At 43.1% G+C, this 14,469-nt stretch carries 13 protein-coding genes; 6 read left to right on the top strand and 7 right to left on the bottom strand.

Annotation, left to right across the window (positions count from 1 at the left end; translation table 11 throughout):
• Positions 1–160: 160 nt before the first annotated feature.
• Both narQ and HUO09_RS17965 read left to right on the top strand, forming a co-directional pair.
• Positions 161–1,894, top strand: coding sequence for a nitrate/nitrite two-component system sensor histidine kinase NarQ (gene narQ / locus HUO09_RS17970; protein WP_188234895.1), 1,734 nt, complete (start codon positions 161–163; stop codon positions 1,892–1,894).
• Complete coding sequence (locus HUO09_RS17965) at positions 1,881–2,513, top strand: response regulator (RefSeq protein WP_188234894.1); 633 nt, start codon at positions 1,881–1,883, stop codon at positions 2,511–2,513. Before narQ ends, HUO09_RS17965 begins: the two co-directional genes overlap by 14 nt.
• 105 nt (positions 2,514–2,618) lie before the next feature.
• On the opposite strand, the gene napH is transcribed toward HUO09_RS17965, so the two are convergent.
• The 4 genes from napH to HUO09_RS17945 all read right to left on the bottom strand — a co-directional run bounded on the left by napH (position 2,619) and on the right by HUO09_RS17945 (position 7,232).
• A complete protein-coding gene (gene napH / locus HUO09_RS17960; protein WP_188234893.1) occupies positions 2,619–3,464 on the bottom strand; it encodes a quinol dehydrogenase ferredoxin subunit NapH in 846 nt (281 codons plus the stop codon).
• Positions 3,465–3,474: 10 nt separating this feature from the next.
• Entirely contained in the window at positions 3,475–4,236 is a 762-nt protein-coding gene (napG, locus tag HUO09_RS17955) for a ferredoxin-type protein NapG (protein ID WP_188234892.1), read from the bottom strand.
• Between the two features lie 204 nt (positions 4,237–4,440).
• A complete protein-coding gene (gene dcuC / locus HUO09_RS17950) occupies positions 4,441–5,808 on the bottom strand; it encodes an anaerobic C4-dicarboxylate transporter DcuC (RefSeq protein WP_102942256.1) in 1,368 nt (455 codons plus the stop codon).
• 302 nt (positions 5,809–6,110) lie between these two features.
• The gene (locus HUO09_RS17945) at positions 6,111–7,232 is read right to left on the bottom strand and encodes a fatty acid desaturase (RefSeq protein ID WP_188234891.1); all 1,122 of its coding nucleotides are present in this window, start codon (positions 7,230–7,232) and stop codon (positions 6,111–6,113) included.
• Positions 7,233–7,396: 164 nt separating this feature from the next.
• Here HUO09_RS17945 and HUO09_RS17940 point away from each other — a divergent pair, with 164 nt between their 5' ends.
• Complete coding sequence (locus HUO09_RS17940; protein WP_167411090.1) at positions 7,397–7,927, top strand: GNAT family N-acetyltransferase; 531 nt, start codon at positions 7,397–7,399, stop codon at positions 7,925–7,927.
• Positions 7,928–8,014: 87 nt separating this feature from the next.
• Here HUO09_RS17940 and HUO09_RS17935 read toward each other — a convergent pair whose 3' ends face one another.
• Positions 8,015–9,778 (bottom strand): methyl-accepting chemotaxis protein, encoded by a 1,764-nt coding sequence (locus tag HUO09_RS17935; RefSeq protein WP_188234890.1) that lies wholly within the window; start codon positions 9,776–9,778, stop codon positions 8,015–8,017.
• A gap of 140 nt (positions 9,779–9,918) precedes the next feature.
• Between HUO09_RS17935 and HUO09_RS17930 the strand changes: the two genes are divergently transcribed.
• The gene (locus HUO09_RS17930) at positions 9,919–10,521 is read left to right on the top strand and encodes a beta-phosphoglucomutase family hydrolase (protein ID WP_167411088.1); all 603 of its coding nucleotides are present in this window, start codon (positions 9,919–9,921) and stop codon (positions 10,519–10,521) included.
• 67 nt (positions 10,522–10,588) lie between these two features.
• Here HUO09_RS17930 and HUO09_RS17925 read toward each other — a convergent pair whose 3' ends face one another.
• Complete coding sequence (locus tag HUO09_RS17925) at positions 10,589–11,062, bottom strand: FKBP-type peptidyl-prolyl cis-trans isomerase (RefSeq protein WP_042483099.1); 474 nt, start codon at positions 11,060–11,062, stop codon at positions 10,589–10,591.
• An 11-nt stretch (positions 11,063–11,073) separates the two neighbouring features.
• Entirely contained in the window at positions 11,074–11,700 is a 627-nt protein-coding gene (locus HUO09_RS17920) for a thiol:disulfide interchange protein DsbA/DsbL (RefSeq protein WP_188234889.1), read from the bottom strand.
• A 153-nt stretch (positions 11,701–11,853) separates the two neighbouring features.
• Here HUO09_RS17920 and HUO09_RS17915 point away from each other — a divergent pair, with 153 nt between their 5' ends.
• On the top strand, positions 11,854–12,468 hold the full coding sequence (locus HUO09_RS17915) for an OmpA family protein (protein ID WP_167411085.1): 615 nt from the start codon (positions 11,854–11,856) through the stop codon (positions 12,466–12,468).
• A gap of 202 nt (positions 12,469–12,670) precedes the next feature.
• Positions 12,671–14,233, top strand: coding sequence for a PAS domain-containing methyl-accepting chemotaxis protein (locus HUO09_RS17910; protein ID WP_188234888.1), 1,563 nt, complete (start codon positions 12,671–12,673; stop codon positions 14,231–14,233).
• Positions 14,234–14,469 lie beyond the last annotated feature (236 nt).

Here is a 14,469-nt window from a genome sequence, read left to right as displayed (position 1 = left end):
TTCAGGCTATTTTCTTAAATACCTATAAGGAGGTAATTGGGGGTAAGCGTTGTTTTAGATCAATAATTTCCAGCGAGAGTGATCACATATTGTTAGTCTTTGGCTGTCATTCAAATATTAAGAAAGACGACAAACGTCAAAATGAAGGAAATGCACAAGTTTGGTTAGAAGAGTTGAAAGGTCGCTCATAGGCACAATCGCCAAGGCAATGTTTAGCATTGTCATGATGTCGTTTGCAACAATTAGTTTCGCTATCATAACGTTAGCATCTTCTTTGAATGATGCAGAAGCGGTAAACGTGTCTGGTTCAATGCGCATGCAGAGTTATCGCTTAGCGCATGATATTCAAAGTTCCTCCGTTGACTATGCGCGTCACATTGAGAGTTTTGAACATTCGCTATTTTCGCCTTCTATGCAGGCGTTAAAACATTGGACAGTGCCTGAAGATATTCAGTCCGATTACAACGACATCATTGTTCGCTGGCAAGAGCTGAAAACAATTTTAAAAAGTGACCAACGTGCTGACTATTTGAATCTTGTTGCGGGCTTCGTCAGCCAAATTGATGTGTTTGTGTTTAAACTGCAACAGTTTTCTGAAAGCAAATTAATCAAGTTGGCATGGGTTGGGAGCTTGGGTCTTGGCGGTGTCTTTTTGGTCTCTGCGTTGGTCATTATTTATACCCGAAGAGAAGTTGTAGGCCCGTTGCGTAATTTAGTTGTGGCGAGTGAACAGGTACAGAACCGCTCTTTTGATGTGCAGTTGAAAACAACCAGCCGTAATGAAATGGCGATATTGACCCGCACATTTAATGATATGGCGAATGAGTTGGGTAAGCTGTATCACGGTCTTGAAAATGCAGTGAATGAGAAGACCCACAAGCTTCAACACGCAAATCAGTCGTTGCAGGTGCTTTATGAGTCTTCACAACAGTTAACGGCTTCTCGAATTAGCCAAGAGAATTTTCAGACGTTACTGAAACAAATCGTCAGTGTTGAAGGTATTGATGCCGTTCGCCTCGAAATAGATGAAGAGGCGGGCAAAGGTATTGTTTTAAATGAAGGTTATTGCGACAGTAATTGTAATAACAACTGTCACGAGCAACCACTTAGGGTAGATGGACAAACGTTAGGAAGATTGTACTGGCGGGCGGGTTTACCATGCCCGGACAAAGCACTGATCGACAGTTTTGTGCAGATGCTTTCACGAGCGGTTTACTTTAACAAAGCACAGAAACAGGCAGAGCAGTTACTTCTAATGGAAGAGCGAGCGACCATCGCACGTGAACTGCATGACTCTCTGGCTCAGTCGCTTTCATATTTGAAAATTCAGGTCTCTTTGCTTAAGCGAGTCATGAACAAGCTAGAACAAACGCCACAAAGTGAAAAGACAGCAGACATTATAAAAGATATCGATGAGGGTTTATCCGGAGCTTACACGCAGTTGCGAGAGTTACTGACCACGTTCCGATTAACCATCAAAGAAGGCAATTTCGGACGTGCGTTATTGGAAATGATCAATCAGTTGAAAGAGCACACCAGTGCATCAATTGAATTAACCAATAATCTCTCTTCTCTGGAGTTGAATGCACATCAGCAGGTGCACTTAATGCAGTTGATCCGAGAGGCAGTCATTAACGCTATTAAGCACGCAGAGGCTACAAAAATTGTAGTGGAGTGTAATGAGTTGGGCGGGGATGTGGTTGTCGTAGTCGAAGATAATGGTGTCGGTTTTGAAGAACACGATGCAAAACTTAACCACTATGGTTTAAGCATAATGCAAGAGCGAGCAGCCCGCCTAAACGGTGAATTGACAGTGAACTCTTCTCTGAATTCCGGTTGCAGAATAACTTTGAAATTTAAACAGTCTAAGGACATTAACGTTGACGAAGATTAGAGTAATGTTGGTGGATGACCACCCGCTAATGCGCAGAGGCATTAATCAGTTGTTGAGCTTAGAAGACGATTTTGACGTGATCGCCGAAGCAAGTAACGGTACTGAAGCCGTCGCGTTGGCCCATGAAGATGAACCAGATTTAATCCTGCTTGACCTGAACATGAAGGGCATGTCTGGGCTTGATACCCTTCAGGCACTACGTACCGACGGATGCAGCTCAACCATCGTTATACTAACGGTTTCTGACAGTGCGGCAGACATTGAAGCATTAGTGAAAGCAGGAGCTGACGGCTATTTGTTAAAAGATACTGAGCCTGACGAACTGATTGAACTGTTAAAACAAGCTTCTTCTGGTGAGAAAGCTTACAGCAGCGTCGTCGCTAAATATCTTCGCGAACGTCAAGCACACTCTGATGTATTTGATTCTTTGACAGATCGTGAATCTCAAATTCTTGCGGAAGTTGCGAAAGGTTACCGTAACAAGCAAATTGCGGATCACCTGTTCATTTCTGAAGCGACAGTTAAAGTTCACATGAAGAGTTTGCTGAAAAAGTTACGTGTGCCTTCGCGTACAGCAGCAACAGTGCTTTATCTGGAACGCTACGGCGAATTGAGATAACAATAGCTGTTCTTCTAAAACGAAAAAGAGGCGATTAAGCCTCTTTTTTCTAAGTGCTTTGTTCCTAAGTGAAAGAATGGATTTTTGTCCGCAATTGAGCAGTCGCTACTGTTTCGAATAGCGAGTTTTAAACTCAAATACCTTTTCAGAACACACATCAATGCAGCGTCCGCAGCTAATGCAATCCTTATCCATAACTCTTATATCACCATCTTTTAATGGCTCCCTAAGAACTTGTGGCTCTGGGCAGATGTTGAAACAATCCATACATTTAGTGCAAGCGTCTCTGTTTGTAGCGGTGACACGAATAATGCTTTGTTTCCCGATGATGCCGTAGGTCGCCCCTAAAGGGCATAAGTGACCACACCAGCCGTGTTCAACGAGCAATAGATCAAGCAAGAAGACAAGTACAATCAGCATCCAGCCCGCGCCCATACCAAAAATCAGACCTCGGTGCAGCGCAGAAACAGGGTCAATCCATACCCATAGTGCGCTTCCTGAAAGGGCACTACCAATCAACAATACTGGAATCAGCCAATAACGTAGGCTCTTTGGCCATGAATAGCTCGCTTTTACATTCAATTTTCTGCGTAGCCAAGCGGCTAAATCAGTCACGATATTCAACGGACAAACCCAAGCACAGAAGGCTCTTGGCGCGATAATGGCATATAATCCAACAACAATGAGAGCGCCCAATATTGCTGTGAATTCAGGAAGATGCCCAGCGGCGATGGTTTGCAGCAGTAACAGTGGATCGGTAAATGGAATGACATCAAATAAAGTACTTGATGACAGGTTTCCTTTGAATACTCCCCATGTCGGGCCTGCCATAAACAGCGCAATAATCGTGAGTTGAGAAAGTCTTCTAAGGATTAGGAAGCGATGTGCTTTCCACCAACCTAAGTTTTGTATTGCCGCTTTACCGGCGTCTTTAGCCAAATGCTTAGCCATCATCCACCTCCTAAAGCTGGTTACCGTTAAATGGTTTAATTGGAACGCCACCGTGTTCTTCGGTGTCGACACGCACTTCAGAATGCTCTTCCCAGCCTAAGCGGTAATGTTTACCTAACTGACCTTGCGCAAGTTCAGTCGGTACCACTTTTATTGCTGCCACATCTAACACACAAGCTTCTTCGCACTTACCGCAACCTGTACAGCAATCAGCATGAACGGTCGGTATAAATTTGGCGTGAAATCCGGTTCTTTCATTGCGGATAGTTTCTAGGGTGATGGCTTTATCGATAGCAGGACAGATGCGATAACAGACATCACAACGTAAGCCTTGAAAATTGAGGCAGTTCTTTTGGTCGATCAGTACTGCTGTGCCCATTCTTGCATCATCAATGTCAGTCAGTGCAGGATCTAACGCACCGCTGGGACAGGCTTTTACGCAAGGAACGTCTTCACACATTTCACAAGGTATTTGTCTGGCTGTGAAGTAGGGTGTACCCGCAGCAACAGGTGAAAGAAGAGAAGCCAACTTCAACGTATCATATGGACATGCCTGAACGCATAAGCCGCAGCGCACACAGGCTTTCTCGAAATCATTACCAGGCAACGCACCTGGCGGGCGAATAGGGACACCTGATGTTTCTCTTGCCTGACTTTGCAGAGATTGCAATCCGAGAAGTGATGCAGCTGCGCCGACACCAACGGCAGTTCTGGAAGCATCTCTTAAGAACCGGCGGCGGCTTTCGGAAATTTTGGAACGAGAAGTTTTCATACGCCAACCTTGTATAAAACGCGCTACTAAAATTATAACCACATTATCTGTGTGCATAAGATTAGTCGCTACCTCCAAAGTAGTGTACGAACACTCCGTTGATTCAGGTCAAGTGAAAGCTAATATGAATGACAAAACCTATCGAATTGGAATACAAAAAGACCAGCGAATCGCTGGCCTTTTTATGGTTAAGGTTGGCTGATGTTAAGCCATCATAGGAACAAGAACCGTAGTACCGATAATCACGGTAATTAAACCGGTCATTACTGGCAGGAAGGTACGTTTAACTACTTCGAACGGGCTTAAATGTGCCATACCTGAAGTCGCAACGATAACACCGGATACCGGAGAAATAGTACGGCCTAGGTTTGATGCCTGTAACATTGGGATAATTAGGAACGCTGGGTTCAGACCCAATTTTGCAGCCAGTGACGGAGCAAGCTCTACGAAAGCGTAGAAAGGTGCGTTACCTGAACCTGTTGCGATTGCAGCCGCAACCGTCAATATGGTCAGTATAAGCATTAGAGCCACACCACCTGCACCCGCAGTTTCAGCAAGGTGAAGTAGGTTATCAATAGCACCGATAGACATTAAACCTTGCGCAAATACGCCTGCTGCCACTAATAGCATTACCACGCCTTTAAACGCATCGGCCATACCGTCGTAACACACTTCTAGGTCTTCTAAAGCTTCTTTACCGTTGAACTTACGAGATACGTAGTGAACTAAGGCACCAACAAAGATAGAAGCGACAACGATAGTGTAGATATCTAAAGATAGACCTTCGATGGTTTTACCGTTGAACAGGAAGACACCAATAATTGGAAGGAATGGCAGAATTGAGTAATAACCCGGTGCATTCACTTCAATTTCTGATACATCAACACGTTCCATTGGCGTGTTATCTTTCTTATCCAGATATTTGTTCCAGAAGTAAGCAGTAATCGCCATAACGATAATGGCACAGATAGACACTGGAAGAACGGTTTGTACCGCGAACACATCTAGACTCAAGCCCGATTTTTCAGCCGCAATGACAACGTCACCAGAAGTTGGAGAAAGAATGATTGCCGCTGGTGAAGCACATACTGCCGCTGCTGCTGGGCGAGAGATACCCATCGCTGTCATCATCGGGAATAACGTTGCCATTAATAGCACGCCTAGACCTGTTGCTGAGCTTACAGCCAGAGACATTAAACAAGCAACGATGTATGCAGAAACAAGCAGAATGTATGGTGATTTAATAAAAGAGAGTGGTTTAGAAAACTGTTTCACTACAACATTATTTGCACCGATATGAGTCATGTAAGAGGCGAAACCACACAACAGCATGATCTGCATGCCTAAGCCGCCGCCTCGGTTTTGCAGCATAAATTTCACGTATTCTAATGAATCTGTCAGCAAGTTGCCCGTTGACGCAACGTTTTTAGGCAATACGGTGTGACCAATAATACCGGTGAGAATGAGTAGCACAAGACCACCAGTCAGTAGCACGCCAGCCGCTTTGTAGCCTTTTACGATCAGGTATCCAACAGCAATCGTAACAACTAACCCGATGAGAAGTTCAAGCATAGTAGTCTCCAATCTATGAGAATGATGCGAGTAAAGTTAAAAGTAAATGTTGCAAAGTGTTACGGCAATTTACTTGAAACTTTGTTGTGGCACGAGTTCAACTTGCACTTTGAATGATCTAAAGCAATAAAAATTAAACTATCTTTTATAGGGTATTGTGCTTTTTATGAATAATTACTCCGGATAATATTAATAAATATATGCATTAGTTAAAATTATCTTTTGTATGAGATTTACTAATATTTTGAGGGGGAAAAAGAAAAGTGGCACAAATGCGCCACTTTTTTAAAAGATAGGAAGAATTAAGCGTATTGTGAAACTATTCGGTTCCAGCGGTTTCTTTTTTCAACAAAATCGAGCTTAACCTGGTCGTAGCGAACCTTGAGCATAGAACGTTCATACTTCTTAAATGCTAGGTTTTTCTTACTTTCAAGCAGTTGTCTTTTAATATCGTAGTAATTGTGCAGTTCGCTCATGAATGAATCAAATTCATGTTGAAAGCTATTCATTAGTACGACGTGATTTGGCAGCGACAGGATTCTGCTTTGCACATAAACCAGTGCCATCTGAGCACGCGCCTTCTCGATTTTCAACGGTGGTGCTTTTCTCAGTTTCTTAGTCAAGCCTACCCACGAGCAAGCTTTGATGAGCCATTTGGTAGGATCGTACTGCCACCAATAAATACCGTTTCGGTAATCATTTTCAAAGATGTGGTGATAGTTATGATAGCCTTCGCCAAAAGTGAAGAAAGCCAACACACCGTTGTCTCTTGCGGTGTTTTTATTGGTGTACGGCTGTGAACCCCAAATATGCGCCAGAGAGTTGATAAAGAAAGTGGTGTGGTGGTTAAGTACCAAGCGGACAGCGCCAACCATCAGCAACATGCCGATAATATCGTTATAGATAATGCCGAGTAGCAGAGGCACACCGATATTCATGAGCACAGCAAGAGGGACGTAATAGCGGTGTTGCCACATTACGATCGCATCTTTTTGTAGATCGCGGCAGTTACTGTAGTCGTCATATACCGCTTTATTGTAGTGGCGTAGCATCCAGCCAATGTGTGAATACCAAAAACCTTTCTTTGCTGAGTAAGGATCTTTGTCATTCTGGTCGACAAACTTATGGTGAACTCGGTGATCGGAAGACCAATGCAGCGCGCTATTCTGTAATGCAAATGCGCCGCCGAGAGCACACAATAGACGAACTAGCCAATGGGCTTCAAAAGTCTTGTGTGACCATAGGCGGTGATAGCCCATGGTAATTGAAAGGTTACAGAATGAAAAACAAACGATTAGCCAAACCCAGTGCTCAGCACCAAAGCCAAAATGCCAACCAAACCACGGTGTAACAACCGCAGCTAAAAGAAAACTGAGTGTGAATATTGCGACATTTAGCCATATAACTGGCGGCTTAGTTGTCATGATTAAATCCTTTGGGCTTACAAGTGTGCGCTAGATTATCAGCGAACATGTGTAAGTCAAATAACTTTAGCAAAATTGTGACCAGTATGTTTTGCTTTTCCATCCTAAATGAATAGTATGAATGGGTACTAGAAATCCTTACAGGAAGTTATAAGGACTAATAAATGGAAATTAGGATAGCGGAATATAGCGATTTTGAAAAAATCGCTGCTCTTCACGTTCGTAGTTGGAAAGCACATTACCAAGGTTTATTGAAGCAAGATTATCTCGATAATGAAGCACTGCCGGATAGACTTGTGATTTGGCAAACTCGCCTGACCAACCCACCTTTTAATCAGCATATTTTGTTATTGGAAGAAAACGACCAGTTAATTGGTTTTATTTGCGCATTTGGAAATCACGATTTTGAGCGCGGAAGTATCATTGAGTCACTGCATATTGACCCTGAGTATCGAGGACGCGGACTTGGCAAGAAGCTGATTCGCGAAATGGCTCAGTGGATAGATCATTATTTTCCAGACAATGGGGTATATCTGGAAGTGTTGGAACAAAACAGACAGGCAATCGATTTCTACGATCACATCGGTGGTGAACACCAATTACAACAACTCTGGAGAGCGCCATGTGGTAGTGAAGTTCCAGAGTTTGTTTTCGCTTGGAAAACGCCAAAACTGATGTTGGCATCCATCGAGTAAGTCAATGTATTTGGATAGTCTAGTCATAACAGAGAGCCCAGCATTTGCTGGGCTCTCTGTTTTAGTAACAAAAACTTTTGTCGGATATCAGCGTTTAGTTGTGAATTCCGAAACTGCTTGGTCCATATCTTTAGCTTGCTGGGAGACCATATCCACTTCAGACATGACTTGCTGTGCTGAGTGCATGTTGTCTTCTGATATAGAATTCAGTTCCGTGATCGACTCACTGACTTGGTTCATCACTATGCCTTGCTCTTCAATCGCAGAAGCAATACGTTCAGAGTTCGCTTGGATATTAGTCATATCTGAAAGAATGAGGCTCAGGCTTTCGTCAAGCTTGTGCGAATCCATCAAGGTTTCTTGGCTCTGAGTGTTACATTGTTCTATGTCTTTAACGACTAGGCCCATTTGCGACTGAATGGCGGCTACCACTTTCGTGATGTCTTCCGTTGATTCGTGAGTTCTTGTTGCCAGCGAGCGTACTTCGTCGGCGACTACCGCAAAACCTCTGCCTTGTTCGCCTGCACGTGCCGCTTCAATTGCTGCGTTAAGTGCAAGAAGGTTCGTTTGCTCAGCGATTCCTTGAATAATGTTCACGGCTCCGCCAATCTTTTCAACATGATTGTTTAGCGATGCAATTGAGTTTTGGCTCGATTGCAACGTTGTAGAGAGCTGCTCAATATTATGCACGGTAGAATCCACGACCTGACGACCGTTCTCTGCGTTGTGTGAGGCTTGCTGTACACCTTCAACGGCTACACTGGTGCTTTCTGATATTTCGCCGATAGCGGAAACCATTTCTTGTACGGAGGTTGCCATCATTGAGGTGTGTTCTGCTTGAGCATTAAAGTGTCGCAGTACTTCTTCCAACTCATTGTGCATAGCTGCAGTGCTTACCGATAACTGGTTTGATTTTGCCTGAGAGCCTGAAATTAGTGCTTCGAATTTATCGAGCAGTTTATTGAAGTAATGACTGACCGATGCAAGTTCATCTTTACCAGTGATGTCTGAACGCAAGCCGATGTTGTTGGTATCAGAGATATTGTGAATAACATTCAACATGCGATTGACGCGAATATTTATGGTGCGGCTAATCTGGAAGATAAGCCCAAAGATCACGATAATAACGAACACTGTAATACTGTTTTCAATCATCGCAATTTCAGAACGGCGGTTATCCACTTCTTTGCTCAGTGTTTCGGAAAAGGTCTTAAACTGCTGTTCTACATTGTGTGAAAGGTTGCGCGTATTGCCCAACAAACCTTCATTGTATTTCAAGCCGATTTTCTGCTCTTGCATAGTTACCGCTTTCGCTGCTGCAATAAGTTCTGACATTGACGCGACTTCTCCTTGCGGATTAATCACACCTGCAAGAACATTGTCATCAAATTGATTGAGCTCAAGTTGGCCTTCTTTGTTAGCGTAGTTGAACGCTTGATTGAAGAGAGCGTAGTACTTCTGAAATAAGCCAGATTCTTTATCCAGCCCGAGTTGAACATAAGCGGCAACTAGATCTTCAAAGCCTCTTTTATAAGAGAGAAGATCATTGCGCAGATCCGCAGATGACCCAAGTTGATTGGAAGACAGAATGAGCGACAGTTCAGATTCCAAACTTAAAAAGAGTTCGCTGTTCTTTTTGAATTTATCTAGGTAACTTGTGCTGCTGCGAAGTAAAAAATCTTTTTCGTTACGGCGTAAATTAAGTAATCGAATTTCAAGCTTGTCGACTAAAGTGATGGCGTGAGTTAATTCTCGTGTGGTATTCGCGAAATAATTAGAACTTATTAAAAGGGTAATGATGCCCAAGACAGCAATAACACCTAATGAATACAGTTTTTGTTTAATATTCATATGATTACCTGGTTTATAAAGTTTATAGATATTTTTGTTATTATCGTCGTGAGTGCAGGGGGAAATCGCCCCCTTAAGTTCAGTGTCGGCTAATATATGCACGACAATTATTAAAGTTTTATGACAGGAGCCTTGGTCGGATGACTATAGACGTAGAAAAGTACAAAGGTTTGATATTTGATATGGATGGAACTCTTATCGATACGATGCCTGCACACGTCGAAGCTTGGCGTGTTACCGCTGAGAAATTTGGTTTTCCATTTGATGCAAAATGGCTGCAAAGCATGGGCGGGATGCCGAGTATTAAGATCGCGGTTGAGGTGAGTAAAGCCTACGGCATTGAACTCGATCCGAAATCTGTCTCCGATTACAAGATGCAAGCGTTTAGTCAGATTGATGAAAGTGGCGATTTAATACCAGAAACCGCTAATCTTCTGGAAGCGAACTTAGGTAAGAAAAAATTGGCGGTAGGTACAGGAAGCCAACGAATAAGTGCGATTAAGCTACTAACCCGAGTAAACATGCTAGATAAGTTGGATGCACTAGTCACGGCGACAGATGTTGAAAATCATAAGCCTCATCCACAAACCTTTTTAACGGCGTGTGAATTGTTGGGGTTAGAACCTCAAGAATGTGTGGTTTTTGAAGACACCGATCTCGGCAAACAAGCCGCGCATGCAGGTGGTATGGATTGCATCATGGTGACAGAACACGGATTGCAGTTCTTTCCATATCTAGATTAAAACGCTGAACAGTAAAAATAGAGCCGCTATTGCGGCTCTATTTCAATTCAATCAGTTGTTCTGCTGATTAGTTAATTGCAATCAGCTCTACGTCAAAGATCAGAGTTGCTGACGGTGGAATAGGACCTGTACCACTTTTGCCGTAACCAAGGTTAGCAGGGATGAAAAGACGCATTTTCTGTCCTTCAACCATTAACTGAACACCTTCTTGCCAGCCTTTAATCACTTGGTTTAAGCCAAATGTAATTGGCTCATTACGTTGGTAAGAACTGTCGAAGACAGTACCGTCAAGCAGTTTACCTTCGTAATGGACCGTAACTTTGCTGTTTGCTTTTGGATGAACCGTACCTGTGCCTTCTTCAAGCACAAGATACTGCAAACCACTTTCGGTTGTGTGAACATCGGGTTTAGCAGCATTCTCTGTTAAGAATGCCTGACCTAGCGCAAGTTGCTCTTCACCGGCTTTATGGTTTGTCCAAGTGCGGTATACGAAAAAAGCCGCAAGTACAAAAATAACAATAGGAAAAACGATTTTATACATGGTTATTGATCTTATGGTTGGGTTAGTAAGTAGCTGATAGTTTTAGCAATACCTTCCACATCTTTGTGGCCACTAGTGAGAACTTGGTATTTACCTTTAACAACAAAAGTCGGGACGGCATTGATCTGACCTTCACGTGACGCTTTGTCTGCGGTTTTAACCATAGCCATCACTGATTTTTGTTGTTCTTGAGTTAAGTGATAAGGGGTAGTTAGGTTTCGGTCTGTAAAGACTTTCTCAATTGCTGCTTGGCGGTCAGTCAGTGTTGAACCTTCGCCCATCTGAACTGCTGCGAACAACTCTTCCATCATTGCATTATCTGGAATGCCATCTAACTGCATCACTGCTGTGTAGTAAATCATAGCGCCGATCTTTGCACCTTCATTGAAGGTTACGTGCAGCTTACCGAAGTGTTCGTTCGTCAACTGTTCTAGTTGAGGAATGATGGTTTCCATTTTTCGGCAATGACCGCAGGTAAGTGAAAATACTTCAGTCACAGGTGCTAAGCGATAGGTAGAAAGATTCGCTGGCAATAGTTGGTATTGTTCTCCTTCGACGGGTGTTGAATTGTCGCTGCACCCGGAGAGTAAAAACACCAAGGAAAACAGACTTATAAAGCCAGTGAGCAATTTTTTCATATTAGATTCGCCTTTAAAAAACACTAGCTTAGATTCTAACGGCTTAATGATGTGACGCAAACCACGGATAAACAAATTGTTATCAATTTTCTATAAAGTTTTGTAAATGGTGCCGATAAATGTATGTAGTTAGATTGAAGGGTGATGTATTCGATGAAATTTTTAGTTTTCCCACTGATGTTGTTATTGGCTGGTTGTGGTTCACTACAAACTGACCGTATGTTCAGCAACAATTTATTAGATGCGGCACCGAAAGGCGAGACGGATGTACGTAATCCAGAGTGGGTAGCGCCATCGCGCAGCGCAACTTCAGGTGTCCGTGGCCCATTGGGTCAAGTTCGCACTAGCAGTTATGACGCTTTGCAACAATTTCTTCTACACAACGGCGTAGACTATGAAGTTCTGCCTGGTAATCATGTCATGGTTCGCCTAAAAGATTCTGTTCAATTTGAAACAGGTTCTTCTAAGGTTTCACAAGAGTCATACCATTGGCTATCAATGATGAGTGATTTTCTTTCAAGACAACAAGGCATTGATGTCGTGATTGATGGACATACTGACAGCACTGGAAAACCTAAGTTTAATGATTCGTTATCTGTAAAACGTGCAGATACAGTGAAAACAACGTTGATTAAGAACAGAGTATCTAAAGACGCAATTTATACGCGTGGCTATGGCGAATACATTCCAGCGTGTACAAACCGCACAACAGAAGGGCGCGCCTGCAACCGCAGAGTCGAGTTACTGTTTATTGTGTCGAACAATTAACTACGTAAATACATCCTTCTGATTACTCACCCTCTGCTTTTTATCCCAGCTTCGGCTGGGATAATTGTTTAATGTCCACAGGCTTTCAAAGGAAATTGATTGCTCTCGCAGTTATAGAATAAAATACGATAATATTTTTGAAACATTATTAACCTTTGTGTACATTTCCACGCAAAATATAACGTATAAGATATCGAGAAGTATGTCAGTTCAACAAGTTGCCTCAGATCTGGAGGTTCCAGTCGGGAAGACAGATCAGCTAGTCTCTACAACAGATCTTAAAGGTGTAATTACCTACTGTAACGAAACCTTCTGTCGAATCGCCGGATTTACTGAAGATGAGTTATTAGGCCAAAACCACAATATTGTTCGTCATCCAGATATGCCTAAAGCGGCATTCGCTGATATGTGGAGCCACTTAAAGAAAGGTCATCCATGGCGTGGAATTGTTAAGAATCGTACCAAAAGCAACGGTCATTATTGGGTTGATGCCTACGTAACTCCTATCTACGAAAATGGAAAGCTAGCGGGTTATCAGTCTGTTCGTGTCCAACCAAAACGTGAACGTGTTGAAACCGCAAGTAAAGCTTATAAAGCGTTGTGTAAAGCAGAAAGAGGCGGTAAACGTTTCTCCTTAACCCTGCCTTCTTCGGTTCGTTACGCCATCTTGGCTGGGTCACTGTCTGCGCCATCATTAGCTTATTTGGCGTCTGCAAATAGTGCTGTTCAGTTAATTTCGGGTCTGCTTCCTGTTGCAGCGTTAGCGTTGCTATTTAGAAATGAACTGATTGAAACACCTCGCCAAATTAACAAGCTGAAGAATAAGTACGACAGTATCAGCCGTCTTATTTACTCAGGGAATAGCGAGTTCTCTTATGCGGATTATCACTTGCGCATGTATTCAGCACGTATTCGCACTGTGCTCGGTCGAATGGTAGATTCCGCTAAACCACTTTATGCGACTTCTGAACAGCTTAACCAAACGTGTGTTGAAGTAAATCAAGCCTTGGAACAGCAAAATGTTGATATTCAGAGCGTAATGAATGCAACGGATTCGGTAGAGTCTGCCGCTGATGCGGTTTCCAGCAGTACTAATGAAGCGTATGCCTTGTTAGATCAAGCGCAGAATCAATGTCTGAAAACGAAGCAAACTATTCAACAGACGCACACTGATTTGATGGCTTTAGCTGAACAAGCTGAGCGAGCGACCGGAACGACCCATCAACTGAATGACCAAGCCAATGCGGTCAGCAAGTTGATGGAAGAAATTGATGGTATTGCCGATCAAACGAACTTGCTTGCACTTAACGCAGCGATTGAAGCTGCAAGAGCAGGGGAACAGGGCAGAGGTTTCTCCGTTGTTGCTGATGAAGTTCGGGCTTTATCTGGAAGAACGCAAAAAGCTACTCACCAGATTCAAAATAGTTTATCTGCGATGCTAGAGACCATTAATTCTTGGCAACATGAGATTCAAGAAAGCCAAACGCAAACTCAGGCGTGTGGTTTAGTTGCCGAGGAAACGGGTAATCGACTTTATGAAGTTGAACGAATGCTTTCAGATATGCAAACGTTAGTCGCTGATATGGCGAAATCCGCAGAAGCACAGCGCGGTTTGACGCAAGAGGTGAATCACCATATTCACTCTATCGCATCAGCGGCCACTCAAAACGTTGCGGCTACGAGTATTGTCAGTGAGCACAGCCGAGAGATGAAACAACAAGTGGACAATTTCATTACTCTGGCGGCGCGTTTCGAAGAGAAATAATCGTTGCTCATAAATATAAACGGAGACTTAGTGTCTCCGTTTTTTAAGCCTTAAGGAACAAGCGCTTTACCTTGTTAAATTACTCTTGTTCAATGGTTTCGCTGTCCTTTGGTACGTGGCTAGTCGAGAATGGACAATTCAATATCAGCATTGCTTTGTAACATAAAAAAATCCCCGCACAGTGGCGGGGATTTTTATTCTTTATCGTATTGGATTAAGCCAGTAGCTCGTTCGCT

This window comes from Vibrio sp. Y2-5 (assembly GCF_014596725.1).
Classification (GTDB): domain Bacteria; phylum Pseudomonadota; class Gammaproteobacteria; order Enterobacterales; family Vibrionaceae; genus Vibrio.
The sequence above is the reverse complement of the archived record's forward strand: the minus strand, read 5'-3'. Positions and strand labels throughout refer to the sequence as shown.

Bases quoted from the DNA above. Each gene is read 5' to 3' on its own strand.
- napH (WP_188234893.1), bottom strand. From the start codon at position 3,464: ATGGCTAAGCATTTGGCTAAAGACGCCGGTAAAGCGGCAATACAAAAC.
- napG (WP_188234892.1), bottom strand. From the start codon at position 4,236: ATGAAAACTTCTCGTTCCAAAATTTCCGAAAGCCGCCGCCGGTTCTTA.
- dcuC (WP_102942256.1), bottom strand. From the start codon at position 5,808: ATGCTTGAACTTCTCATCGGGTTAGTTGTTACGATTGCTGTTGGATAC.
- HUO09_RS17945 (WP_188234891.1), bottom strand. From the start codon at position 7,232: ATGACAACTAAGCCGCCAGTTATATGGCTAAATGTCGCAATATTCACA.
- HUO09_RS17940 (WP_167411090.1), top strand. From the start codon at position 7,397: ATGGAAATTAGGATAGCGGAATATAGCGATTTTGAAAAAATCGCTGCT.
- HUO09_RS17935 (WP_188234890.1), bottom strand. From the start codon at position 9,778: ATGAATATTAAACAAAAACTGTATTCATTAGGTGTTATTGCTGTCTTG.
- HUO09_RS17930 (WP_167411088.1), top strand. From the start codon at position 9,919: ATGACTATAGACGTAGAAAAGTACAAAGGTTTGATATTTGATATGGAT.
- HUO09_RS17925 (WP_042483099.1), bottom strand. From the start codon at position 11,062: ATGTATAAAATCGTTTTTCCTATTGTTATTTTTGTACTTGCGGCTTTT.
- HUO09_RS17920 (WP_188234889.1), bottom strand. From the start codon at position 11,700: ATGAAAAAATTGCTCACTGGCTTTATAAGTCTGTTTTCCTTGGTGTTT.
- HUO09_RS17915 (WP_167411085.1), top strand. From the start codon at position 11,854: ATGAAATTTTTAGTTTTCCCACTGATGTTGTTATTGGCTGGTTGTGGT.
- HUO09_RS17910 (WP_188234888.1), top strand. From the start codon at position 12,671: ATGTCAGTTCAACAAGTTGCCTCAGATCTGGAGGTTCCAGTCGGGAAG.